The following is a 22,333-nucleotide window of genomic DNA, read 5'->3' as shown; positions in this document are numbered from 1 at the left end:
GCTCACCGCCGGGAGAGGCTCGCCGGGCGCAGGTCCGTCCAATGGGTCTCGATGTGTTCCAGGCACACGGCCCGCGGCGAGGCCTCCAGCGCCACCCGCCAGCCTGCGGGCACGCCGAGGTCCGACGGCCAGAGCGAGTGCTGGTTCTCGTCGTTCACGAGCACCAGGTAGGCGCCGTTCTCGTCCTCGAAGGGGTTGGTCGTCATGTCAGCCTCCCGCGGGTTGTCTCTCGAGGTCGGGCGTGAGCACGTCGAGGTGGCGTACGGTGCGGCGGGCCAGCCCCCACAGGGCGGCGCCGGCGCCGAGCAGGCCGGCGAGCAGCAGCATGGTGGCCATGCCGCTGCCGGGCCCCGCCCCCACGAGGGGACGCAGCAGGCCGGGCAGGCCGGTGCCGGCCGCCGCCTGGGGCTCGAAGACGTGGTCGGCGAGCGGCCCGGAGAAGGCCATCGCGACCGGTGAGGAGATCTGCGAGACGAACATGACGGCCCCGAACACCCGCCCCTGCCGCTCCTCCGGCACCTTGGTCTGGATGATCGACTGCATCGAGCCGTTCACGATCGGCATGATCAGCGCCCCGGCGAGGATGGCGGCGGTCCACGCGACCACGCCGTGCACCACGGACATGACGATCTGCGCGCTCACGCACATGCCGACGACGCCGAGCATCATGCCACGCACCCGGTTCTCGGGGCCGCCCCAGGCCGCCAGGAGCAGCCCGCCCGCGATGCCGCCGGCGCCGATCCCGGCGTTCACGGCGGCCAGGGCGGAGACGTCGCTGCCCGTCCTGGCCAGGATCATGGGCTGCACGACGGCGAACCCGAACACCATCACCAGGTTGACCGTGAAGAACACCAGGATCAGGCCGCGCAGGCTGGGCTGGGCGAACAGGTACCGCAGGCCCTCCAGGGAGTCGGCGCCGAGCCGTTTGCGCGTGCCCGCCTCGCCCGGCCGGTCGCCCGGCAGGCGCACGAGCCGTACGGTGGCCAGCGCGAAGGCGAAGCTGACCAGGTCGATCCAGAGCACCGCGCCGAGCCCGCCGGTCACCACGAGCAGCCCCGCCAGGGCGGGCCCGCCCACGTCGGCCACGCTCTTGGCGGTGGCCAGCAGCCCGTTGGCCCGCTGCAACTGCTCCTTGCCGACCAGCAGTGGCACCGCCGACGACAGCGCGGGGAACTGGAAGGCGGCGCACGCCCCGAGCAGCGCGACCGTCACGTACACCTGCCACAGGTGCAGGTCGCCGAGGAAGTACACGGCCGCCATCGCGGCCACGGCCACCAGCCCGCCCAGGTCGGCCAGTTGCAGCGCGGTGCGCTTGCGGCAGCGGTCCACGAGGGCGCCCGCCGTGGGGCTCAGCAACATCTGCGGGAGCAGCGCGCACAGCGAGAGCGCGACCACCTGCGTGGCCTGATGATCGACGGTCCACGCCTGAATGACGAGGGAAAAGCGGAGAACGGAATTACCGATCAGCGTGACGACCTGGCCGCACCACACCAAGCCGAATCTGCCCATTCCAGCGAACCGCTGGAAGAAGCCCGTTTTCTGGGACGCTGAAGGTTCGCCCATAGGTGTCCGAGGCCCTTCTGAGTGAAAGGAACCTGCGAGACGACGCCCCGTTTCTCACGGCCGCCTCACTTTTACCTTCACACACAGTTTCGAGCGCGAGCAATAAGCTATTTGTGGTGCGCCAATTACCAGCCGTCAACGGGTGAGGTCAACCAGCCGCAGCGCCTCGGAAGCCACCGCGTGCCGCAGCTCCCTGATGCCGTCGCGGCCCCGTACGGGATGCACCGCGTTCGTCAGCAGCACGACGGTGAGGCGATGGGCGGGGTCGATCACCAGGGACGTGCCGGTGAAGCCCGAGTGGCCGTACGCGTCGCGCAGCGGGCCGACGAGGCCGGGGTCGCCGATGCGCACGCCCAGCCCGTGCCGGAAGGGCGCGCCCTTCGCCCCCTGATCGCGGGTCATCTCGGCCACGCCGGCCGGGCTCAGCACGGGCTCGCCGCCGCGCCGCAGCGTCTCGCCGAACGTCAGGAGGTCCGCGGCGGTGGCGAACACCCCGGCGTGACCGGCGACGCCGCCCAGCGCGTACGCGGTCTCGTCGTGCACCTCGCCCCGCACACAGCCCTGCCCGGCGCCGGGCCGGTCGGCCTTCCACTCGGTCGCCGCGACACGATCCACGACGGCGGGCCGGTCAGGCGTGGACTCGGCTGCCGCGACGCGATCCACGACGGCGGGCCGGTCAGACGTGAACTCGGCTGCCGCGACGCGATCCACGGCGGCGGGACGGTAGCACGTGTCCGCGAGCCCGAGCACGTCGGTGATCCTGGCGCGGACGAGTTCGTCCAGCGGCGCGTCGCCTGCCAGCTCGGCCAGCCGGCCCGCCATCACCATGCCGACGTCGCTGTACAGGTACGGCCCGCCGACCGGGTGGGTGATCGGCGTGCGCACCATGGCCGCCATCCGGGTCGCGGCGTCCGCGCCGGGCAGTTCCCTGTCGATCCGGCGGGTCGGGGGCAGGCCAGCCGTGTGGGTGAGCAGGCGGCGCGGCGTGATGCGCGGGTCGGTCCCGCCGATCCAGCGGGCGACCGGCTCGTCGAGGCCCAGCCGCCCCTCCTCGGCCAGCGACAGCAGCACGACCGTGGTGAAGAGCTTGCTGATCGAGGCCAGGTCGAAGATGGAGCAGGCGTTCGCGGACGGGCGTTCGGGCGCGAGGTTCCCGTGGGCGTCGGCGTAGCGGACGAGCTCCCCGGCGGCGGCCGTGGCCACCACGGCCCCGTCCACGGCGATCGACGCGACCGCGGCGGCGCACACCCGCGGCACCGCGTCCGCCAGGATCGCCCCCAGCGGGCCGCCCTTCGCCTGCAGCGGGCCGCTCACAGCCCCCAGCGGGCCGCTCACCGCCTCGCCGGCCGCGATGGCGTCCAGCCCGTCGCCCTCGCCGATGGTCTCCAGCCCGTCCCCCTCACCCCGTCGCCCCATCCCGTACCCCGACCCCGCACCCCGAGCGGTCAGCCGCTGAGCGCGTCGCTGAGGCGTTCGCCGTGCGACTCCAGCAGCGCCCGGGCGCCGTCGGCGTCGAGCCCGTGCTGGATCATCAGCACCGCGACCTTGGCCTGCCCTCCTGCCGCGTCCAGCGCCGCGCCCGCCGTCTCGCGGTCGGCCCCGGTGATGTCGGCGACGATGCGCATGGCCCGCCCGGCGAGCTTGCTGTTCATGGCCGACATCTCGATCATCTTGTTCCCGTACGTGCGGCCCAGCTTGACCATCGAGATGGTGGAGATCATGTTCAGCACGAGCTTCTGCGCCGTGCCGGCCTTCAGCCGGGTGGAGCCGGTCACCAGCTCGGGCCCGACGACCACCTCGATGGCGTGCTCGGCAGCGGCCGACAGCGGCGCGTCGTCATTGCACGACAGGCCGACGGTGAGCGCGCCGCGGGCCGTGGCCTCCGCCAGCGCGCCCAGCACGAAAGGGGCCCGCCCGCTGGCGGACACGCCCACCACCGAGTCGAGCGGTCCCACCTCCAGGTCCTTCAGTGCGGCGGCGCCGGCCTCGGCGTCGTCCTCGGCCCCCTCGACGGATCGGGTGAGCGCGTCGAGCCCGCCCGCGATCACGCCTTGCACCAGCGACGGGTCGGTGCCGAAGGTGGGCGGGCACTCGCTGGCGTCGAGCACGGCCAGCCGCCCCGACGTGCCGGCGCCGACGTAGAAGAGCCGCCCTCCGGCGGCCATCCGTTCGGCGATGGCGTCGATGGCGGCCGAGATCGCCGGGATGGCCACCGCCACGGCGGCGGGCACGGCGGCGTCGGCCTGGTTCATCAGGCGGGCGATCCGGTCGGTCGGCAGCCGGTCGATCTGGCTGTAGCGGGGATCGCTCTGCTCGGTGGACGGCTCGGGGAGCGGATCAATCATGTTGCTAATTTCCACCCTCAACTTCTCTCTTGTAAATATCTTTCAGACAATGGGTTCCATGCCACACGTAAGAACCGGAGCAGAACGGCTGGCCAGGGATCCCGCCCTCGCGGGGGGCACCCGCCTCGGCCTGGTCACCAACCCCACCGGAGTCCTGCCCGACCTGACCCCCACAGCCGACGCCCTGCTGGCCGCGGGGGTGAAACTGACCGCGTTGTTCGGCCCCGAGCACGGCATGCGCGGCACCGCGCAGGCGGCCGGGTCCGAGGGCGACGCCGTGGACGAGCGGACGGGGCTGCCGGTGCACGACACCTACGAGCTGTCCGGGGAGGAGCTGGACCGCGTGGTGGCGTCCGCCGGCGTGGACACGCTGGTCTTCGACATCGCCGACGTGGGCGCCCGCTTCTACACCTACGTCTGGACGATGTACGACCTGATGGAGTCGGCCGCCCGGCTCGGCCTGCGCTTCGTGGTGCTGGACCGGCCGAACCCACTGGGCGGGACGGTCGTGGAGGGGCCGCCGCTCGACCCGGCGTTCGCCAGCTTCGTGGGCCGCTTCCCGCTGCCGATCAGGCACGGCAGGACGGCGGGGGAGCTGGCCGGGCTGTTCGGGCTCGGCGTGGACCTGACGGTCGTCACGATGGAGGGCTGGCGGCGTGACATGACGTACGCCGCGACGGGGCTGCCCTGGGTGATGCCCTCGGTCAACATGCCGACCCCGGACACCGCGCTGGTCTATCCGGGCACCGGCCTCGTCGAGGGCACGAACTTCTCCGAGGGGCGCGGCACGACCAGGCCGTTCGAGCTGATCGGGGCGCCGTACGCCGACGCGCGGCTCGCCCCCGCGCTGAACGGGCTGGGCCTGCCGGGGGTGCGGTTCAGGGAGGCGTGGTTCACGCCGACGTTCCACAAGCACGCCGGCGTCCCCGTGCGCGGGGTGCAGCTCCACGTGCACGACCGTGACGCGTTCAGGCCGGTGCTGACGGGCCTGTCGCTCCTGCACGTGGCCCGCACCCTCTATCCGGACGACCTGCGCTGGGAAGGCCCTGACCTGTTCCTGCACCACCTGTGGGGGTCCGACACCCTGATCAGGTGCCTGGACGCGGGGGCCGACCCGCGCGAACTGTGCCCGCCGCCCGGCCGTCCAGAAGGGCCGCTGCTCTACCGCTGAGGCCGTCCCGTGGGATCGCCGCTCTACCGCTGAGGCCATCACGCCAGATCGCGCCGGTAGAGCCAGAAGACGCGTTCCGCTCGCGCGCCCACGGCGCGCGAGTAGAACCGCAACGGCCCCACCCATCCGATCTGGGCGCTGTCCTGCCCGGCGGCCCGCTGCTCGGCCAGGCACCTGCGCAGCAGCACCCGGCCCAGGCCGAGCCCGCGCGCGCCGGGGGCGGTGCCCATCGGCCCGAACCAGGCGGGCCGCGAGCCCCAGGCGGCGAAGCCGAGGATCTCGCCGTCGCGCTCGGCGTAGTGCAGCCCGGCCCCGGTGGAGGCCTCCCAGGCCCACCGCTCGTTCCAGTGCTCCCCGACGAACGCGGCCACCCGCTCACGGTCCTCGCCGGCGGCGCGCACGGTGACGCCCGCCTTCTCCAGCCGCGCCACCTCGTCCTCGGTGGACAGGTCCACGCCCAGGTCGGCCGTCATGTTCCAGGCCACGTGGTAGCGCTCGTAGCCGAGGCTCTCGGCCAGGCAGGCGGCGGCGGTGTAGCGCACGTCGATGCCGGGCCAGGCGTAGCAGGGCGGGTTCCCGGCGAAGCGGGCCTGGCGCGCCCCCTGCTCGCGCAGCCACTCCTCGGCCGCGCGCACCAGCGTCCTGCCGCGCCCCTCGCCTCTGGCGTCCGGGTGCACGGCGAGCAGGTCGAGGTGCCCGATCTCCGGATCCTGCTCCGACACGGAGGCCATCACCACGCCGCCGTCCACGGCCAGCGCCGTCCACCGCCGCCCGGCGGGCGGGCGCGACAGGTGCCCGACCAGGGCGGCCCCCTCCCCGGCGTCGAGCGTCAGCGCGGCCTCGGCGATCCCGGCCGCTCCGGCGAGCTCCGCCGCCCGGACGCGGGACATCAGACCTCGCTCATCGGGCGGGCGATCACGCTGCGCCGCTCGGGGTAGAAGCACGCGTGCTCCTGCGGGACGCCGTCGGTGATCTGCAGCAGCGGACGCTCGTCCGCGCACCGCTCGCCCTGGAACGGGCAGCGGCGGGCGAACAGGCAGCCCTCGTCCGACTGGCTCTCGTCCAGCGACTCCAGCGGCACCACGGGCTGCTCGCCCGGCTGCTCAAGGCCGTGCAGCACCGGGATGGCCGACAACAGCGACTGCGTGTACGGGTGCACGGGGTCGGCGATGATCGTGTCCACCGGGCCGCGCTCGACGACCTGGCCCCGGTAGATCACGTAGAGCTCGCCGTCGCCGCCGATGTAGCGGGCGGTGGCCACGTCGTGCGTGATGAACAGCACGCTGACGCCCAGCCGCTCGCGCAGGTCCTTCAGCAGCGCCAGGATGCCCAGCCGGAGCGAGACGTCGATCATCGAGACGGCCTCGTCGGCGACCAGCATCTCCGGGTCGACGGTCAGCGCGCGGGCGATGACCACGCGCTGCCGCATGCCGCCCGAGAGCTGGTGCGGGTAGCGCGACAGCACCGTGCCCGGGTCCAGGCCGACCAGCGACAGCACCTCGGCCGCCCGCTCGTCGATCCACTGCCGCGAGCGCCCCGTCTGCCTGGCGCGCAGGGTCAGCGGCGCGTGCAGCGTCTGGTGGATGGTCCTGGTCGGGTTGAGCGCCGAGTACGGGTCCTGGTGGATCATCTGGATCTTGCGGAAGTGCGGCTGGCGCTGCTTGGGCTTCAGCTCCGACAGGGAGACGCCGTCGATGGCGATCTCCCCCTCGTCGTACGACTCCAGCCCCGCGATGATCCGCCCCAGCGTCGTCTTCCCGCATCCGGACTCGCCGATGAACGAGGCCGCGCCGCCCTTGGGGATGGCGAAGTCCACGCCCCGCAGCGCCCGCACCTCGCGGGCCCCGAGCAGCTTGCCCCGCTGCTTGAAGGTCTTGACGACCCCGGTTCCGGTGATCATGCATGCTCCTTCACGGTCACGGCGTGGCAGGCCACGGTCCTGGGCCCGTCGGCGACGGCCTCGGGGTCCACGGTGTCGCACACGTCCATGCGCAGCGGGCAGCGCTCCCTGAACACGCAGCCCTGCTTCGGCACGGTCGCCAGCGTCGGCGGCCGGCCGGGCAGCGCCCGCGCCTCGTCGATGTCGCCGACGAGGCGGGGGATGGCCCTGATCAGGCCCTGCGTGTACGGGTGCCGGGGCCGGCCGAGCACCTGCCTGGTGGGGCCCTGCTCGACCAGGCGGCCGCCGTACATGACGGCCAGCCGGTCGGCCACCTCGGCGACCACGCCGATGTCGTGCGTGATGACCAGCGTCGTCAGGCCGCGCTCCGCGTGCACCTCGCGGACGATCTTCAAGATGTTCGCCTGGGTGATCATGTCGAGCGCGGTCGTCGGCTCGTCCAGCACCACCAGGTGCGCGTTGAGCACCAGGGCCAGCATGATGCCGACGCGCTGGCGCATGCCGCCGGACAGCTCGTGCTGGTGCGAGTCCAGCACCCGGGCGCCGTCCAGGCCCATCCTGCCCAGCAGCTCCCTGGCCTCGCGCACCAGGCCGCGCAGGTCGTCCACGCCGTGCGAGCGGCCCAGGTCCAGCAACTGCTTGCCGACCGTCTTGAGCGGGTTCAGGGAGTTCTGGGCGGCCTGGAAGACGTACCCGATGTGCTTGCCCCTGGCCTTGCGCAGCTCCTCGCCGCGCAGCCCGGCCACGTCGCCGAGCCCGTCGATCTCCACGCTGCCCGCCGCGATCCTGCCGGGCGGCTGGACGGCGTTGAGCAGCGACAGCGCCAGCGTCGACTTGCCGGAGCCGGACTCGCCGACGATGCCGGTGATCGTCCCTGGCTCCAGCGTCAGGCTGACGTCGCGGACGGCGGGCAGCTCGCCCGCCGGGGTCTTGTAGACGACCGTGAGGCCGCCGATGCGCACTCCCGGCGCTTGCTTGACCACTGCCTACTCCTCGCGCAGCCGGGGGTTGAAGATCTCGTCCATCGCGTCCACCACGAGCACGATGGCCAGCGTCAGCAGCAGGATCGCCAGCAGCGGCCCCAGCAGGTACCCCAGCGCGCTGGGGACGGTCAGGGCGCCGGAGCGGAACACGGCCGTGTTCAGCATCTGGCCCCAGTTGTTCGACTCGTACGGCAGGACGCCCAGGAAGAAGAGCCCCACCTGCGCGTACACACCGGCGGTGATCGCGATGAGCATGTTCATCGCGATGTACGGCGCCATGCTCGGCAGCAGCTCCTTGCCCACGATGTGCCTGGTGGACAGGCCCAGCCCGCGCGCCGCCTCGATGAACCCCCGCTCGCGCAGGGACAATGTCTGCGACCGCACGGCCCTGGCCACGCCGCCCCAGCTCAGCAGCCCCAGGACCGATCCCATCTGCACGGCGCTGTTGAACTTCCACACCGTGGACAGCACCAGCAGCAGCGGCAGGCCGGGGATGGTCAGCTTCATGTCGGTGAGCCGCATCAGGACGGTGTCCCAGCGGCCCCGCTTGAAGCCGGAGAACAGCCCGATGCCGGTGCCCACCACCACGGTGATGACGGCCGTCACGAGGGCGGCCAGCAGCACGTACCGGGAGCCGGTGACCACCAGCGCGATCACGTCGCGGCCCTGGTCGTCGGTGCCCAGCCAGTGCTCCCAGCTCGGCGGCTTGATGATCATGTTCGGGTCGCGGGGCAGCGGGTCCGGGTAGAACATCGGCCCGAACACGCCCATGAACGCGAAGCCCGCCATGAGCACCGCGCCCACCAGGCGGCTGGGCTTGCGCTTCATCACCCGCCACACGCCCGCCCAGAAGTTGCGGCGCATGGCGGCGCTCGTCGAGGAGCTCTCCAGGAGCACGCTCATGCCGACACCTCCTCCCCGCTGCGGACCCGCGGGTCGATGACGCTGTAGAACAGGTCGGCGACGATGTTCGCGACGATGATGGCCACCGTGATGATCAGGAACGCGCCGCCCATCAGCGCGTAGTCGCGCATCGTGATGCTCTCGATGAGCAGCAGCCCGAGCCCGGGATAGTTGAAGATGCGCTCGATGAACACGGCGCCTCCCAGCAGCAGGCCGAGCGAGAGCGCCAGGATCGTGAACAGCGGCAGGATCGCGTTGCGCGCGATGTACCTGAAGATGATCGAGCGCTTCATCCCGCGCAGCTCGGCCGCCAGGATGAAGTCGTCGCCGAGCACCGTGACGACGCTCGACTTCATCGCCAGGATCCACCCGCCGTACGCGGCCAGCGCGTACGTCGCCACCGGCAGCACCGCGTGGTCGAACAGCGAGGCCAGGTAACCGGCGTTGAACCCCGGCTCGTACAGGATGTCCACCGGGCCGCCCTCGGGCAGGATCGGGATCAGCGTCGCGAAGATGGCGCCGAGCAGCAGCCCGAGGACGTACTGCGGCACGCCGTGCAGCAGCGACCCGGAGATCGCCAGCACGTCGCCCAGCTTGCCGGTGCGCTTGATGGCCGCGTAGACGCCCAGGATGATGCCCACCAGGAAGCTCAGCAGCGTCCCCGCCAGCACCGGTAGAACGGTCCACTTGGCCGCCTCGGCCAGCACGTCGGTGACCGGCGCGCCGGCGTGGGTGACGGACTGGCCCAGGTCGAAGGTGAACAGGCCGCCGAGGTAGTCGGTGTACTGCTCCCACAGCGAGCCCTTGGGCTGGAAGCCGTACAGCACGCGGGTGGCCTGCTCGGCCGCCTCGGGCGACATGCCCTGCTCGATGAGCTTCTGCACGTTCGCCGCCACGGGGTCGCCGGGGATGCTCCTGACGATGAAGAAGGTGATCGTGGCGACGACGAGGATCATGACGACACCGCGGGCCAGGTGGCCCGCGAGTCGCCGTGCGATGATCGTCATACGTTCTTTCTTACTGCTTGGCCTTGATCATGCCGAGCTGGATCCAGACTCCGGCCGTCAGGCGCAGCAGGTCGCTGTCCTGCTCGGGCCAGCCGGTGAAGCGGGCGGTGTTGGTGAACTGGGTGTTCACGTAGTCCCAGAGCTGGATGACCGGCAGATCCTGGTTGGCGGTCTTGGCGAGCTGCGTCATGATCGGCTTGGCGTCCTCGGCGGAGGCGGCGTTCAGCTTGGCGGTCAGCTCACCGGGGTTGACCTTGCCGACGCCCTCGACGTCGATCTCCTCGGCGCCGCCCATCCAGTTGCCGGCCTTGCCGGGCTCACTGTGCTTGACCTTGCCGGCGACGTTGGACCAGCCGTTGGAGACGCCGTAGAGGCGCTGGTAGATGTCGTACGGCGCGGGGCCGAGCGCCATCAGCCAGAAGCCCACGTCGTACTTGCCGGCGGCGATCTCCTCCAGGTAGACGGGGTAGTCGGCGACGGTGACGACCTCGGCGTCCACGCCGTTCTCGACGAGCTGGCTCTTGATGTTCTCCTGCGCGGAGATCCAGTCGGAGAAGCCGGACGGCGCGGTCATCGTGACCTTCCACGGCGAGCCGTCGGCCAGCGCCCACTTGCCGTCCTTCTTCTGCAGGCCGGCCTCCTTGAACTCCGCCTCGGCCTTGGCCGCGTCGTGCTTGTACGGCTCCAGGTTGTTCAGCTCGGCGCCGATCCACTCCTGCGCGGGCTTCTGGTGGATGCCGGAGGTCGTCACGGCCGGCGTGCCGCCCTCGGGCGAGGCGACCTTGGTGACCTGGTCGCGGTCGATGAGGTAGGCCAGGCCGCGGCGCACGTGCACGTTGTCGTACGGCTTCTTGGACTGGTTGAACGCCATGCCGACGGCGACGGGCGAGAAGCCCTTGATGGTGTTGGAGCCGGGCGCCTGCTTGATCCGGTTCATCACGTCGGCCGGGGCCGCCACGAAGCCGGAGTGGTCGAGCTTGCCGGCGCTCAGGTAGTTCCAGATCTGCTCGTTGCCGCTGTAGTTGAGGAACTTGACCTGGTCGGGCGCCACGTTCGCGGCGTTGTAGAAGTTCTTGTTCTTCAGCAGCAGCGCCTCGCCCGGGTTGACCCGCTCCAGCACGAACGGGCCGGCGGAGACGTCCTTGGGCGGCGCGAAGGCGAGCACCTTCTGGCCGAGGGCGAGGACCTCCTCGCGGGCCTTCTCGGCGTCGGCGCCGTCGCCCCTGGAGGTCTTGAGCGTGTCCCAGAAGTTGGCGGGCAGGATGCTGCCCCAGACGTGCGCCGGCACGACCCAGGTGTCCATGACGCCCCGGGCGAACTTCATGCTCGGGTTCGACATGTCCTGGGTGACCTTGACCGTCTTGTCGTCCACGACGGTGACCTCGGCCGCCGCGCCCGCGGCGCCCGGCGTGATCGCGAAGGCGGTGCTGCCGGTGGTGTAGGCCAGGCCGATGGAGGTGCGCACGTCCTCGGCGACGACGGGCTTGCCGTCGGACCACTTGCCGTTCGGCTGCAGGTGGATGGTGATCGAGGAGTTGTCGGGCGCGATCTCCCACTTGGCCGCGATACCCGGGTAGAACTGGTTGGGATCGGTCAGGTGGTTCTTGACCCAGCCCAGCTTCATCGCGTTGTAGCCCAGGAAGGAGTTGCCCTTCGGGGCCCAGGGGTTGGCGGGGCCCGATGCGTCGAGGCCCGGCCTGGTCACGTCGATCGTGGTGAAGAGCCCGCCGCCGCCACCGCCGCCCGAGCCGGATGTGTTGGTCGTACCACCGCCGCTGCACGCCGCAGTCGCGGAGGCAAGGCCCAGCAACGCCACTACCGCTGCCAGTCGCTTCATTTGCCGCTCCGGGGGATGTCTCTAGGGATTGACCGGACATTACGATCGCGTCCGATCAGCGTCAATAATCTCCAGAGGTTGTGAGGCTAATGTAACTTTCCTTCATGAGTGTATGGACTGGTGCTTATCTCCATCAAGTGCCTGTTCAGCCCATGATCAGGACGGCTGCCCCGTTCACCCGGTCGGCGGCCAGATCGCTCAGCGCCCGGCCGGCCTCCTCGAACGGGTACGGCGCCGTCGTCACGCGCGGCGGATGCGCCAGGGCCAGCTCCAGGTAGGCCCGCCCGTCGGCCCTGGTGTTGGCCGTCACGCTGCGCAGCGTGCGCTCCTGGAACAGGTGCCGCTCGTAGTTCAGCGCCGGGATGTCGGTGAGGTGGATGCCCGCCACGGCGAGCGTCCCGCCCCTGTCGAGGGCCTCCAGCGCCGGCGGCACCAGGTCGCCCACCGGCGCGAACAGGATGGCCGCGTCCAGCGGCTCCGGCGGCCTGTCGCCCGCCGAGGCCGCCCCCAGCTCCAGGGCCAGCTCCCGCGACGCCGCCGACCTGCTGACCGCGTGCACCACGGCGCCCTGGGCGATCGCCGCCTGCGCCGTCAGGTGCGCCGACGCCCCGAAGCCGTAGATGCCCAGCCTGCCGCCCGGCGGCAGGTCGCACCTGGCCAGCGCCCGGTAGCCGATGATCCCGGCGCACAGCAGCGGCGCCAGCTCCTCGGCCGGCCGGTCGCCGGGCAGGGGATAGACATAGTCGGCGGGCGCGGCGACGTACTCGGCGTACCCGCCGTCCGCGTCCCACCCCGTGTAGGTCGACTGGGGGCACAGGTTCTCCATACCCCGCAGGCAGTACCGGCACGTGCCGCAGGTGGAGCGCAGCCACGCCACGCCCACCCGCTCGCCGGTCGCCACCACCCTGCCGACCACCTGGTGGCCGGGCGTGGTGCGGGGGCGGCGCGGCTCCAGGTCGCCCTCCGCCAGGTGCAGGTCCGTACGGCACACGCCGCACGCCTCCACCTTCACCAGCACCTCGCCGGGCCCCGGCTCGGGCGCCTCCCGCTCGACGAGCTCCAGAGGCCCCGACGCCATCGAGCCCGGCCGCCCGACCACCCAGGCGCGCACGTCAGGCCGACAGCCGCGCGTACGCGAGCTGGGCGTACAGCGCCGCCCCGTCGGGCAGCACCGAGTCGTCGAAGATCGCCTCGGGGGAGTGGTTGTACGGGGCCGTCGCCGGATCCCGGTCCGACGGGCACGCCCCCAGGAACACGAACGCGCCTGGCACGTTCTCCAGCACGTACGAGAAGTCCTCAGACCCCATCACCGGCTGCGGCGAGACGAAGTACCGCCCTGGCCCGAACAGCTCGTCGGCCGTCCTGCCGACGAACCCCGCCTCGTCCCCGTCGTTCACCGTCACCGGGTAGCCCATCCCGAACGACGGCTCCACCTGCAGCCCGTGCGCCGCCGCGATACCCTGCACGACCTCCACCAGCCGCCGCTTGACCAGCGTCCTGTTCTCCTTGCTGAACGTGCGCACCGTGGCCTCGAACTTGGCCTCGTCGGGGATCACGTTGTCCGCCGACCCGCCGTGGAAGCTGCCCACCGTCACCACGACCGGGTCGAACACGTCGAACGTCCTGGTCACCATCGTCTGCAGCGCCGCCACCATCTCGCAGCCCGCCTGGATCGGGTCCAGCGAGCGGTGCGGGCTCGAACCGTGGCCGCCCCGCCCCTTCACCGTCACCCTGAACGTGTCGGCCGCCGCCATGATCGGCCCCGGCCGCGACGCGAACAGCCCAGGCGGCAACATCGCCGACACCACGTGCATGCCGTACGCCGCCACCGGCCGCGCGCCGGCGGCGTCCAGCACGCCCTCCTCGATCATGTACTTGGCGCCCTCATGCCCCTCCTCGCCCGGCTGGAACATGAAGATCACATCGCCGGCCAGCTCCTCGCGCCGCGCGCTCAGCAGGTGCGCCGCCCCCGCCAGCATCGCGGTGTGCAGGTCGTGGCCGCAGGCGTGCATCTGGCCGGGAAGCTGGGAGACGTAGGAGAGGTCGTTCTTCTCGGTCACGGGCAGGGCGTCCATGTCGCCCCGCAACAGCACGGCGGGGCCGGGCCTGCCGCCCCTCAGCACGGCGGTGACGGAGCTCAGCGCGGTGCCCGTCTTGATCTCCAGGGGGAGCCCCTCCAGCGCCGCGAGCACCTTCTCCTGGGTGCGCGGCAGGTGGAGCCCCAGCTCGGGGGTGGTGTGCAGCGAGTGCCGGAGCTGGACCAGCTCGTCCCGCATGTCCTGGGCGGATTCAGTGAACGACATGAGGAACATTGTTCATGTGCCGGGCGGGAAGTCGATAAGGCGCGCTCGGTACGATGGGCCGCGTGACTCAGCGTAAGCGGATCGACTCCTGGTTGTCCGACATGGACGGCGTCCTCGTCCACGAGGGACGGCCGGTCCCAGGTGCGGACGAATTCATCAAGCGGCTCAGCGACTCCGGCAAGAGGTTCCGGGTGCTGACCAACAACTCGATCTACACCCAGCGCGATCTGTCGGTCCGCCTGGCGGGCGCGGGCCTCGCCGTGCCGCCCGAGTCCATCTGGACCTCCGCCCTGGCCACCGCCCAGTTCCTGGACGACCAGCGCGCCGGCGGCTCGGCGTACGTGATCGGCGAGGCCGGCCTGACCACGGCGCTGCACGAGGTCGGCTACGTGCTCACCGACCTCGACCCCGACTACGTGGTGCTCGGCGAGACCCGCACCTACAGCTTCACCCAGATCACCCGCGCCATCCGGCTCATCGAGGGCGGCGCCCGCTTCATCGCCACCAACCCCGACCCGATCGGCCCCTCCACCGAGGGCTCCCTGCCCGCCTGCGGCGCCGTGGCCGCCATGATCACCAAGGCCACCGGGGTCGAGCCGTACTTCGTGGGCAAGCCCAACCCGCGCATGATGCGCAGCGCGCTGAACGAGATCGAGGCGCACAGCGAGACCACGGCCATGATCGGCGACCGGATGGACACCGACATCGTCTCGGGCATGGAGGCGGGGCTGTTCACGATCCTCGTGCTCACGGGCGTCACCCAGCGTCACGAGATCGACCGCTTCCCCTACCGGCCCTCCCTGGTCGTCGACTCCGTGGCGGACCTCATCGACCTCATCTGACCTCGCCGCGTACCTGACGGCCGCTGACAGGTACGTCTGGCAGGCTCGGTTCCATGACCCGTGTCTACCTGGAGATCGGCCCCAAGAAGGTGTTCGCCTGCTCGCTCGACTGGCCCGGCTGGTGCCGGATCGACAAGGGCGAGGAACCCGCGCTCGACCGGCTCGCCGACTACGTGCCCCGCTACCGCGTGATCGCCGAACGGGCCGGCCTGCCGTTCGAGCCCGGCGAGCCCGAGGTCGTGGCCCGGGTGCGGGGCACCTCGACGACCGACTTCGGCGTGCCGTACGAGGTGCCCGGCCTCGACCTGGAGCCGCTGACGGCCGCCGAGGCCGAGCGCTCGGTCGCCCTGATGCGCGCCGCCTGGGAGCTGTTCGACGAGGTCGCCGCCGGCTCGCCGGAGGACCTGCGCAAGGGGCCGCGCGGCGGTGGACGGGACCGGACGAAGATCGTCGATCACGTGACGGACGCCGAGCGCGCCTTCGCCAGGAAGGCCGGCGTGCGGCACAAGCCGTACAAGTCGGTCGAGGACCGCGACGCGATGCGGGCCGAGCTGGCACAGGTCCTGTCGCGCCCCTGGGAGCCGCCGCCGAGCACCGGCTGGCCGCCCCGCTACGCGCTGCGCCGCATCGTCTGGCACGTCGCCGACCACCTGTGGGAGATCGAGGACCGCCGCCAGGGGTAGAGGATTCTCCCCCGCGTATGCCTGTTTACCGGGGCCGGGCGGTCAGGTGGAAAGAACCACACCCGCGTTTCTCCTCCTGCCCCACAAGGACCTTGACGGCCTGCGACGATGTTCTGACGCGAGTCCGTACAGCAAGAAAAGGCAGGAGCGCGTGGACATAAGGGCGGAGATCCTCGATCTGAAACTCCGTGTCGAGGACCTTGAGGCGACGACCGAGCAGGTCAGGGAGTCGCGCCAGCAGGAGGAGCTCCTGCGCGAGGTCATCGACCGGTCGAAGAAGCTGCATGCGGAGATGGCCGCCCTGAGAGCCGAGCTCGCCGAGGCCCGCAGCGGGCTCGGGGAGGAGGTGGCGGCGGTCGGCACCGAGGTCGAGGGGGTCAGGAGAGCGGTGTCAGCGCCCCGGGTCGCCCGGGGCGTGCACGGCGAGGAAGGCAAGGTGGGGGAGGAGATCGCCGCCGAGTTCTCGGTCATCCGGTCGGAGATCGAGCACGAGTTCAACTTCTTGCGCTCGGAGGTCATGGACCTGGCCATCAAGCTCGACCGGCTCAACCCCGCGAAGGAGTGACCGGCTTCGTCTCACGAAGGAGTGACCGCCTGAATCTCGCGAAGGGCCGGAGGTGGCTTTCAGAGGGAGAGCGCGGGCTCCATCACCTCGGCCGGGCACAACTGGCGGACCACGTCGCGTACCTGGGCGCGCAGGGCGGGGGCGGCCAAACGGCCGTCCTCATCGAAGTGCGGCCAGATCGGTGAGATCACCAGCTCGGCGCCCATCACGACCGCGCCCGCGCCCAGCAGCTGCTTGTACAGCTCCGCCTGCGCCCACATGGCCCCGCAGGCCCGCGCGCTCGCGCTCATCACCGCCACGTGCTTGCCCGACAGGCCGTCCCTGGCGGCCATCCAGTCCAGCGCGTGCATCAGCTCCAGCGGCAGCAGGCTGTGCTCGGGCGCGGTCAGCAGGACCGCGTCACCGCCCGCGACCAGCGTGACCAGGTCCCTCGCCGGCGCCGGGACGGGTCCCGGGCGGTAGGCCGGGATCTCGCCCATTCCCCGCCACACCTCGAAGCCGACGCCGGGCGGCAACTCGCCGCCCGCCGCGTCCAGCAATCTGGTGATGAATGACCCCGCGTGGAGGCTGGCGGCGATCCCGATGATTTTCACCCTCTGCTCCCCAGGGGTTCCGGTGTTACCGGGAACCTGCCCGATGTCTTGGATGTCCAAGACCATCTCCGGGTCAAGAGGCGCACAGACCTTGCCGCCCCCTCCCATCACGGCGCCCCGCCGGCGCGAGGCGGGGGGACCACCGGCGCTGGGGGGCTTCCTGCTGCGCCGGGTGCCGGTTTACGGGCTGACGGGTGGGGTGCCTGGTGCGGTTACTGGCGGGCGGCGGCGCGGGCGCGGCGCTCCTCGCGGCGCTCCACGAACCTGGCGGCCGTGGCGTCCGTCCGCTCCAGGAACTCCGACAGCTCCAGACGCGCCTTCTCGCCCTCGGCGTCCAGCCCGGTCTTGTCGAACACCGACCACTGACGCAGCACCGGCATGAGCACGTCGTCCAGGTGCAGGCGCAGGTCGTAGATGCCCTCGTTGGCGATGATCATCGCCTTGCGGGCGAAGCCGTCCATGCCCTGGCCGGGCATCTGGAAGGTGGTCACCACGTCGGTCACCGCGCGCATGGTCTGGTTCGGGTCGAGCTCGAACGCCGCCTTGAGCAGGTTGCGGTAGAAGAGCATGTGCAGGTTCTCGTCGGCGGCGATCCTGGCCAGCAGCCGCTCGCAGCCCTCCTCGCCGGACGCCCTGCCGGTGTTGCGGTGCGCGATGCGGGTGGCGAGCTCCTGGAAGGAGACGTACGCGAGCTGCTGGAGCATCGTGTCGTACTCCGTCATGAAGCCGCTCTCCATGTGCGCCATGCGGGCGCGCTCCAGCGCCACCGGGTCCACGGCGCGGGTGACGGTGAGGTAGTCGCGCAGGGCGGTGCCGTGCCGGTCCTCCTCGGCGGTCCAGCGGTGCACCCAGGTGCCCCAGGCGCCGTCGCGGCCGAACGTGGTGGCGATCTCGTGGTGGTAGCTGGGCAGGTTGTCCTCGGTCAGGAGGTTGACGATGAGCGATACGCGCGCCGCTTCCGGGATTCTGGAGTGCCCTTCCTCCCACGCCTCGCCCCCGTAGATGCCGTCGAAGTTGCGGCCTTCGCTCCACGGGATGTACTCGTGCGGGAACCACTCCTTCGCCACCTTCTCGTGGCGGTTGAGCTCCACCTCCACAACCGGCTCGAGGGCGTGGAGGAGCTCCGTCTGAGTCATCGCCATAAAAGATCTTCTCCTTCAGGTTACGGTACCGTAGGTTAGGCTACCCGAAGGACATACCGGTCAAATAGGGTGTACGTATGCGACCTAGTGTCCGTGGTGTCCTACTCGACCACGACGAACGTCTGGTCCTCTTCCGTCGCACAGTGCCCGGCCGCGCCCGCTACTGGTCTGTACCGGGCGGCCACGTGGAGCCGGAGGACGGCTCCCTGGAGGACACCCTGCACCGCGAGCTGCTCGAGGAGCTGGGTGCGACGGTCTCCGACGTGACGTTCCTGGTCAGCGTCTCATATCCGTGGCGCGGCGAAGTCAAGACGCAACATGTCTTCGGGTGCCGGTTGGTGTCCATGGACCTGGAGCTGCGGTACGGGCCCGAGTTCGAGGATCCTTCGCGTGGGCTGTACGAGGTGGAGCGGGTTCCGCTGGAGCGGTCGGAGATCTTCTCGCGCAACCTGATCCCGCAGGCGGTGGCCGGTTACCTCTCCGCCAACATCACGGCCCTGCCCCGCCTCATCGGCTGACGGTCTTCGCCGCAGCCTGCCGGCTGCCGCCTCACCAGAGGCCCTCAGTGCCCGCCGGGGTCGCTCGGTGCGCCGCCGGGGTCGGCCAACGCCCGGATGCGGGGTCGGCCATTGCCTCGCCGGAGGCTGTCAGCGCTCGCCGGGGTCGGCCGGTGCCTCGCCCGGGTTCGCCAGCACGTCGAAGAGGGCCGTGAGTCGCCCGGCCAGCTCGTCCGGCGGCGCGTCGGTCAGTGCCGCCGTCCCCAGGACGCTGCGCATCAGCCACACCCCCGCCTGCACCGACAGCATCAGCTCGGCCCGCACCCCCGCCCCCGCCCCGGACAGCTCCTCGTTCAGATGCCGCCCGGCGTGCCGCCCGATCGCCTCGCGCATGATCCGCGCCGCCTGCGGGCTGGCCGCCGACCTCAGCATGAGCAGGAACGGCCCCAGCTCCTCGGCCCCCGGCTCCGTCCGCCGCACCAGCGCCCGCGCCGTCTCGGCGGGCAGGTCCGCGCCCGTGCCCGCGATCACCGTGCGGGGTGCGAAGGAGACGTCCACGGCCTCGGCGAAGAGCTGCTCCTTCGAGCCGAAGTAGCGGTTGATGAGCATCGCGGTCACGCCCGCGTCCTGGGCGATGTCCCGCACCCCCACGCCGTCGTAGCCGAACCGGGTGAAGGCGGTGACCGCCGCGTCCAGGATGGCCTGCCGGGTGGCGGCGGCGTCGCGGCGTCGCTTGCCGGTCTGCGGGGTGGCGGCGTCAGTCATGTCTACGAGTGTATACTTGTTTCGAAGTCTACAGATGTAGACATAGCTGCGACACGAAGCGAGCACACCATGGACCTCGAACTGACAGGCAAGCGCGCGCTGGTCACCGGCTCCAGCTCCGGGCTGGGCGAGGCGATCGCCAAGGCGCTGGCCGCCGAGGGCGCCGACGTGGTCGTCCACGGCCGCGACCGCGCCCGTACCGAAGCCGTCGCCCAGGCCATCCAGGAGGCGGGCGGCAGCGCCCGCGTCGCCATCGGAGACCTGGCCACCGACGAGGGAGCCGACGCCGTGGCTGAGACCGCACTGGCCGGCGGGCCGATCGACATCCTGGTCAACAACGCCGGCGCCTACCCCCACCGCGGCTGGAAGGACGCCACCCCCGCGGACTGGAGCCGGACCTACGAGGTCAACGTCGTCTCCGCCGTCCGCATGATCCTGCGCGTGGTGCCCCGCATGCACGAGCGCGCCTGGGGCCGGGTCATCCAGATCGGGGGCGGGCTCGCCGTCCAGCCCGGCGCCGACCTGCCGCACTACAACGCCACCCTGGCCGCCCGCCACAACCTGACGGTCTCCCTGGCCCGTCAGCTCAAGGGCACCGGCATCACCGCCAACACCGTCGCCCCGGGCGCCATCCTGGTCGACAGCGTCCAGCGGTTCCTGACCGACCTCGCGCCCGCCCGGGGGTGGGGTGAGACGTGGGAGTTGATCGAGCGCAACGCGATCGAGGAGCTGGTGCCCAACGACGTCGGCCGGATGGGTCGGCCCGAGGAGATCGCCGCCGCGGTCCTCTACCTCAGCGGGCCGCACGCCGGCTACGTCACGGGCACCACGCTGCGGGTGGACGGCGGCACCGTCCGCGGCGTGCACTGACCGCCGTGCGCGCCGGGGTCAGCGCAGCACCTCGACCTTCTCGCCCAGCTCGTTGACCGCCGCCAGCGCCGGCTTGCGCTTCCTGGAGACCGCGTACGTGCCGCCCACCGCCCGCCCGTCCATGGTGATCTGGACGACCCGCCGGCTCCCGGCGGCCACGTAGTACCCCTTCCCGGACGGCGCCCGCCACCAGACCCCCGACACCACGTCGCGGCGCAGCCGGCTGCAGTCCCACGAGTTCGCCCTGGTGCCGGTGGGGGTGGCGGAGGTGCGTCCGCCGGCGGTGCTGAACAGCACGCCCCGCACCGTGCTGCCGCCGGTCGCCTCGGTCGTCCGGAGGCAGACCCAGCGCCCCCGCGCGCCCTCGGGCAGACCGCCGCTCCAGAACTCCCACGCGGTCGCCGCCTCCAGCTCGCCCTGCGGCAGCTCGACCGCGCACGCCAGCGCCTTCCACACGGTGAAGCCGCCGGGCAGGGTGTCGAGCTCGTGCGGGCCGTACCGGTTGATCTCGGCGGGCGGCGGCGGCTGGTAGTAGGCGTTGGCCAGGGACAGCCGCCCGAAGTCCAGCATCGTGTACGGCATGCCGTGCGCGATCTCCGGCGCCCGCAGCCGCAGCACGGGCCCCTGCCAGCAGGTCTTGCCCCGCAGCGCCTTGACGGGCGCCGTCACGCCGTCCTGGGCGCCGACCCGCCGCCAGCTCGGGGTCGCGCCGGTGAGCGGCGCGGCGGAGACCTCCCGCACCCACGGCGGCAGCAGGTAGCGGCTGCCCTGGGCGGTGGTGACGAGCTTGAGCGGGCTGGCGCCGTCGGGTTTGGCGCGCGGGGCGGGGAACGCGGTGAGGGCGCCGGGCCCGCCCGTCTCGGTGTAGCGGGCGACCTGCTCGCCGTGGCGGATCAGTACGACCGTGGTGCCGTCGAGGCGGCCGGCGTACAGGATCTGGCCGTCGTCGCGTCCCCACGCCCGCAGCGCTCGCGTGATCAGCGCGCGGTCGCCGGTGAGCGAGCCCCGGGCCTCCCAGGTGGCCAGGTCCAGGTCGGTGCCCGCGCGCCAGGCGCCGGGCGGCGCGGAGACGGCGCGCGGCCCGGCGGGCGGGCGCGCGGCCTCGGCGGCCCTGGGGGTGTCGCCGAGCAGCGGCAGCAGCGCCGCCGCGGTCAGCACGCAGGAGAGCGCGACCACCGGGACGCCGATCCGTACCCGCCGGTCCAGCGGCCGGGCGTAGCAGCGGGCCAGGGTCGGGTCGGTGGCGGGCCGGAACATCGTGGCCGCCCCCTCGCCGAACCTGGCCTCCAGGTCGGCGACCGCGTCCAGGGCGGCTCGCGGGTTCGGCACCCGCGCGCCGTCCAGGATCGCCCGCACCTCCGCCTCGGGCCGCCCTTCCAGCCGCAGCAGCGCGTACGCCGCGCGGGCCGCCGGACGCAACGCGTTCAGCTCCTCGGTGAAGGCGACGTCGGCGCCACGGGTCACCGCGGGCACCGCCTCCATCCGCGCCAGCCGTCCCGACCAGGGCAGGATCAGCCGGTGCAGCGCCCCGCGCAGCAGCGCCCTGCGCAGCGCGAGCTGGTCGCGCGCGGAGTGCCGGGCGAGCACGGCGGCGGCCAGCCGGTGCGCCAGCACCAGCCGGCGCTCCTCGCCGATGGCGGGAGGGAGGGTCAGGTAGGCGAGCCAGACCAGGTCACGGTACGGGCGCGCCAGACTTCTGCTGGCTCGGATCGACCGGCGCACGAAGGTCCTCACAAAGGGTGATGAGGGAGATGCTTATCGTGACAGCAGGGTAGTTGGAGGGCCTACCGCTTATGTGCCGGATGCTGAAAACGCCGGATGCTGAAGACGCCGGATGCTGAGAACGGCGGGTCAGGGGTCGCGGCGCAGGCGCTTGACGTCCGAGCGGTGCTTCTTGGCGGCGATCCGCCGCTCCACGGACCCGCGGCTCGGCTTGGTCGGCCGCCGCCGCTTGGGCGGCGCGGCGATCGCCTCGCGCAGGCGCTGCGCGAGCCGGTGCGCGGCGGCCTCCCGGTTGCGGAGCTGCGAGCGGTACTCGGACGCGGCGATCGTGATGGTGTCCGACCCGAGCCGCTCGAGGGCGCGCGCCTTCAGCGCCGGCGGCAGCGCCGTGCTGCCTGCCACGTCGAACGTGAGCTCCACCCGGCTGTCCGTCGTGTTGACGCCCTGACCCCCCGGGCCTGAGGAGCGGGAGAAACGCCAGACGAGCTCGATGTCGGGGATGACGATCGAGTCGTTGACGACCAGCGGGCCGGGCATGCGCGGAGCTCCTGTTCTCCAAGGAGAGCGTCTGTGATGACATGTCACCGTATCTGGCTGCCATATGCCGTCCGCAATGGCATTTTTTCGCGCCCGCCGACCCTG

Annotated in this window: 23 protein-coding genes; 6 read left to right on the top strand and 17 right to left on the bottom strand. The window is 71.6% G+C overall.

Annotated features, from left to right (window positions below):
* Positions 1 to 2: 2 nt before the first annotated feature.
* The 4 genes from ABD331_RS23580 to murQ form a co-directional block, all read right to left on the bottom strand.
* Entirely contained in the window at positions 3 to 206 is a 204-nt protein-coding gene (locus ABD331_RS23580; protein WP_344478292.1) for an MbtH family protein, read from the bottom strand.
* 1 nt (position 207) lies between these two features.
* Positions 208 to 1,509: an MFS transporter gene (locus ABD331_RS23575; protein ID WP_344478289.1), complete on the bottom strand. Its 1,302-nt coding sequence runs from the start codon at positions 1,507 to 1,509 to the stop codon at positions 208 to 210.
* Between the two features lie 189 nt (positions 1,510 to 1,698).
* The gene (locus ABD331_RS23570; protein WP_344478286.1) at positions 1,699 to 2,979 is read right to left on the bottom strand and encodes a serine hydrolase domain-containing protein; all 1,281 of its coding nucleotides are present in this window, start codon (positions 2,977 to 2,979) and stop codon (positions 1,699 to 1,701) included.
* Positions 2,980 to 3,008: 29 nt separating this feature from the next.
* Positions 3,009 to 3,908, bottom strand: coding sequence for an N-acetylmuramic acid 6-phosphate etherase (gene murQ, locus ABD331_RS23565; protein WP_148438749.1), 900 nt, complete (start codon positions 3,906 to 3,908; stop codon positions 3,009 to 3,011).
* A gap of 58 nt (positions 3,909 to 3,966) precedes the next feature.
* On the opposite strand from murQ, the gene ABD331_RS23560 reads away from it, so the two are divergent.
* Positions 3,967 to 5,079 carry an exo-beta-N-acetylmuramidase NamZ family protein gene (locus tag ABD331_RS23560; protein ID WP_344478281.1) on the top strand — a complete coding sequence of 371 codons (1,113 nt, stop codon included), beginning with the start codon at positions 3,967 to 3,969 and terminating at the stop codon, positions 5,077 to 5,079.
* A 38-nt stretch (positions 5,080 to 5,117) separates the two neighbouring features.
* Here the strand turns inward: ABD331_RS23560 and ABD331_RS23555 are convergent, their stop codons facing one another.
* The 8 genes from ABD331_RS23555 to ABD331_RS23520 all read right to left on the bottom strand — a co-directional run bounded on the left by ABD331_RS23555 (position 5,118) and on the right by ABD331_RS23520 (position 14,012).
* Positions 5,118 to 5,969, bottom strand: a complete 852-nt coding sequence (locus ABD331_RS23555) for a GNAT family N-acetyltransferase (RefSeq protein WP_344478279.1) — start codon at positions 5,967 to 5,969, stop codon at positions 5,118 to 5,120.
* Entirely contained in the window at positions 5,969 to 6,979 is a 1,011-nt protein-coding gene (locus ABD331_RS23550; protein WP_344478276.1) for an ABC transporter ATP-binding protein, read from the bottom strand. The genes ABD331_RS23555 and ABD331_RS23550 overlap by 1 nt, the downstream gene beginning before the upstream one ends.
* Positions 6,976 to 7,962 carry an ABC transporter ATP-binding protein gene (locus tag ABD331_RS23545; protein WP_344478274.1) on the bottom strand — a complete coding sequence of 329 codons (987 nt, stop codon included), beginning with the start codon at positions 7,960 to 7,962 and terminating at the stop codon, positions 6,976 to 6,978. Before ABD331_RS23545 ends, ABD331_RS23550 begins: the two co-directional genes overlap by 4 nt.
* A gap of 3 nt (positions 7,963 to 7,965) precedes the next feature.
* Complete coding sequence (locus ABD331_RS23540) at positions 7,966 to 8,865, bottom strand: ABC transporter permease (RefSeq protein ID WP_344478272.1); 900 nt, start codon at positions 8,863 to 8,865, stop codon at positions 7,966 to 7,968.
* On the bottom strand, positions 8,862 to 9,872 hold the full coding sequence (locus tag ABD331_RS23535) for an ABC transporter permease (protein ID WP_344478270.1): 1,011 nt from the start codon (positions 9,870 to 9,872) through the stop codon (positions 8,862 to 8,864). The genes ABD331_RS23540 and ABD331_RS23535 overlap by 4 nt, the downstream gene beginning before the upstream one ends.
* 10 nt (positions 9,873 to 9,882) lie before the next feature.
* Complete coding sequence (locus ABD331_RS23530; RefSeq protein WP_344478267.1) at positions 9,883 to 11,709, bottom strand: ABC transporter substrate-binding protein; 1,827 nt, start codon at positions 11,707 to 11,709, stop codon at positions 9,883 to 9,885.
* A 145-nt stretch (positions 11,710 to 11,854) separates the two neighbouring features.
* Complete coding sequence (locus ABD331_RS23525; RefSeq protein WP_344478265.1) at positions 11,855 to 12,820, bottom strand: zinc-dependent alcohol dehydrogenase family protein; 966 nt, start codon at positions 12,818 to 12,820, stop codon at positions 11,855 to 11,857.
* Between the two features lies 1 nt (position 12,821).
* Positions 12,822 to 14,012: a M20 metallopeptidase family protein gene (locus tag ABD331_RS23520; protein WP_344478262.1), complete on the bottom strand. Its 1,191-nt coding sequence runs from the start codon at positions 14,010 to 14,012 to the stop codon at positions 12,822 to 12,824.
* A gap of 53 nt (positions 14,013 to 14,065) precedes the next feature.
* Between ABD331_RS23520 and ABD331_RS23515 the strand changes: the two genes are divergently transcribed.
* The 3 genes from ABD331_RS23515 to ABD331_RS23505 all read left to right on the top strand — a co-directional run bounded on the left by ABD331_RS23515 (position 14,066) and on the right by ABD331_RS23505 (position 16,102).
* Positions 14,066 to 14,854 carry an HAD-IIA family hydrolase gene (locus tag ABD331_RS23515; RefSeq protein ID WP_344478260.1) on the top strand — a complete coding sequence of 263 codons (789 nt, stop codon included), beginning with the start codon at positions 14,066 to 14,068 and terminating at the stop codon, positions 14,852 to 14,854.
* A 53-nt stretch (positions 14,855 to 14,907) separates the two neighbouring features.
* A complete protein-coding gene (locus tag ABD331_RS23510; protein ID WP_344478257.1) occupies positions 14,908 to 15,537 on the top strand; it encodes a hypothetical protein in 630 nt (209 codons plus the stop codon).
* 151 nt (positions 15,538 to 15,688) lie between these two features.
* Positions 15,689 to 16,102, top strand: a complete 414-nt coding sequence (locus ABD331_RS23505) for a hypothetical protein (protein WP_344478255.1) — start codon at positions 15,689 to 15,691, stop codon at positions 16,100 to 16,102.
* A 59-nt stretch (positions 16,103 to 16,161) separates the two neighbouring features.
* Here the strand turns inward: ABD331_RS23505 and ABD331_RS23500 are convergent, their stop codons facing one another.
* Together ABD331_RS23500 and ABD331_RS23495 are read right to left on the bottom strand one after the other, a co-directional pair.
* Positions 16,162 to 16,695 carry an NADPH-dependent FMN reductase gene (locus tag ABD331_RS23500; protein ID WP_344478253.1) on the bottom strand — a complete coding sequence of 178 codons (534 nt, stop codon included), beginning with the start codon at positions 16,693 to 16,695 and terminating at the stop codon, positions 16,162 to 16,164.
* Positions 16,696 to 16,907: 212 nt separating this feature from the next.
* Positions 16,908 to 17,837 (bottom strand): acyl-ACP desaturase, encoded by a 930-nt coding sequence (locus ABD331_RS23495; RefSeq protein ID WP_148438736.1) that lies wholly within the window; start codon positions 17,835 to 17,837, stop codon positions 16,908 to 16,910.
* A gap of 77 nt (positions 17,838 to 17,914) precedes the next feature.
* Between ABD331_RS23495 and ABD331_RS23490 the strand changes: the two genes are divergently transcribed.
* Positions 17,915 to 18,355 (top strand): NUDIX domain-containing protein, encoded by a 441-nt coding sequence (locus tag ABD331_RS23490; protein ID WP_344478248.1) that lies wholly within the window; start codon positions 17,915 to 17,917, stop codon positions 18,353 to 18,355.
* 129 nt (positions 18,356 to 18,484) lie between these two features.
* On the opposite strand, the gene ABD331_RS23485 is transcribed toward ABD331_RS23490, so the two are convergent.
* Complete coding sequence (locus tag ABD331_RS23485; RefSeq protein WP_344478246.1) at positions 18,485 to 19,099, bottom strand: TetR/AcrR family transcriptional regulator; 615 nt, start codon at positions 19,097 to 19,099, stop codon at positions 18,485 to 18,487.
* 69 nt (positions 19,100 to 19,168) lie between these two features.
* On the opposite strand from ABD331_RS23485, the gene ABD331_RS23480 reads away from it, so the two are divergent.
* Entirely contained in the window at positions 19,169 to 19,969 is an 801-nt protein-coding gene (locus ABD331_RS23480) for an SDR family NAD(P)-dependent oxidoreductase (protein WP_344478244.1), read from the top strand.
* 18 nt (positions 19,970 to 19,987) lie between these two features.
* On the opposite strand, the gene ABD331_RS23475 is transcribed toward ABD331_RS23480, so the two are convergent.
* Both ABD331_RS23475 and arfB read right to left on the bottom strand, forming a co-directional pair.
* The gene (locus ABD331_RS23475) at positions 19,988 to 21,691 is read right to left on the bottom strand and encodes a hypothetical protein (RefSeq protein ID WP_344478241.1); all 1,704 of its coding nucleotides are present in this window, start codon (positions 21,689 to 21,691) and stop codon (positions 19,988 to 19,990) included.
* Positions 21,692 to 21,820: 129 nt separating this feature from the next.
* The gene (gene arfB, locus ABD331_RS23470; RefSeq protein ID WP_148438731.1) at positions 21,821 to 22,228 is read right to left on the bottom strand and encodes an alternative ribosome rescue aminoacyl-tRNA hydrolase ArfB; all 408 of its coding nucleotides are present in this window, start codon (positions 22,226 to 22,228) and stop codon (positions 21,821 to 21,823) included.
* Between the last annotated feature and the right edge of the window lie 105 nt (positions 22,229 to 22,333).

This window comes from Nonomuraea monospora (assembly GCF_039531895.1).
Lineage (GTDB): Bacteria > Actinomycetota > Actinomycetes > Streptosporangiales > Streptosporangiaceae > Nonomuraea > Nonomuraea monospora.
Note: the sequence above shows the minus strand (reverse complement) of the source record. Positions and strands in the feature narration are given on the sequence as shown.

Coding starts and splice junctions, on each gene's coding strand:
- ABD331_RS23580 (WP_344478292.1), bottom strand. CDS start 206: ATGACGACCAACCCCTTCGAGGACGAGAACGGCGCCTACCTGGTGCTC.
- ABD331_RS23575 (WP_344478289.1), bottom strand. CDS start 1,509: ATGGGCAGATTCGGCTTGGTGTGGTGCGGCCAGGTCGTCACGCTGATC.
- ABD331_RS23570 (WP_344478286.1), bottom strand. CDS start 2,979: ATGGGGCGACGGGGTGAGGGGGACGGGCTGGAGACCATCGGCGAGGGC.
- murQ (WP_148438749.1), bottom strand. CDS start 3,908: ATGATTGATCCGCTCCCCGAGCCGTCCACCGAGCAGAGCGATCCCCGC.
- ABD331_RS23560 (WP_344478281.1), top strand. CDS start 3,967: ATGCCACACGTAAGAACCGGAGCAGAACGGCTGGCCAGGGATCCCGCC.
- ABD331_RS23555 (WP_344478279.1), bottom strand. CDS start 5,969: ATGTCCCGCGTCCGGGCGGCGGAGCTCGCCGGAGCGGCCGGGATCGCC.
- ABD331_RS23550 (WP_344478276.1), bottom strand. CDS start 6,979: ATGATCACCGGAACCGGGGTCGTCAAGACCTTCAAGCAGCGGGGCAAG.
- ABD331_RS23540 (WP_344478272.1), bottom strand. CDS start 8,865: ATGAGCGTGCTCCTGGAGAGCTCCTCGACGAGCGCCGCCATGCGCCGC.
- ABD331_RS23535 (WP_344478270.1), bottom strand. CDS start 9,872: ATGACGATCATCGCACGGCGACTCGCGGGCCACCTGGCCCGCGGTGTC.
- ABD331_RS23530 (WP_344478267.1), bottom strand. CDS start 11,709: ATGAAGCGACTGGCAGCGGTAGTGGCGTTGCTGGGCCTTGCCTCCGCG.
- ABD331_RS23520 (WP_344478262.1), bottom strand. CDS start 14,012: ATGTCGTTCACTGAATCCGCCCAGGACATGCGGGACGAGCTGGTCCAG.
- ABD331_RS23515 (WP_344478260.1), top strand. CDS start 14,066: ATGGGCCGCGTGACTCAGCGTAAGCGGATCGACTCCTGGTTGTCCGAC.
- ABD331_RS23510 (WP_344478257.1), top strand. CDS start 14,908: ATGACCCGTGTCTACCTGGAGATCGGCCCCAAGAAGGTGTTCGCCTGC.
- ABD331_RS23495 (WP_148438736.1), bottom strand. CDS start 17,837: ATGGCGATGACTCAGACGGAGCTCCTCCACGCCCTCGAGCCGGTTGTG.
- ABD331_RS23490 (WP_344478248.1), top strand. CDS start 17,915: ATGCGACCTAGTGTCCGTGGTGTCCTACTCGACCACGACGAACGTCTG.
- ABD331_RS23485 (WP_344478246.1), bottom strand. CDS start 19,099: ATGACTGACGCCGCCACCCCGCAGACCGGCAAGCGACGCCGCGACGCC.
- ABD331_RS23480 (WP_344478244.1), top strand. CDS start 19,169: ATGGACCTCGAACTGACAGGCAAGCGCGCGCTGGTCACCGGCTCCAGC.
- arfB (WP_148438731.1), bottom strand. CDS start 22,228: ATGCCCGGCCCGCTGGTCGTCAACGACTCGATCGTCATCCCCGACATC.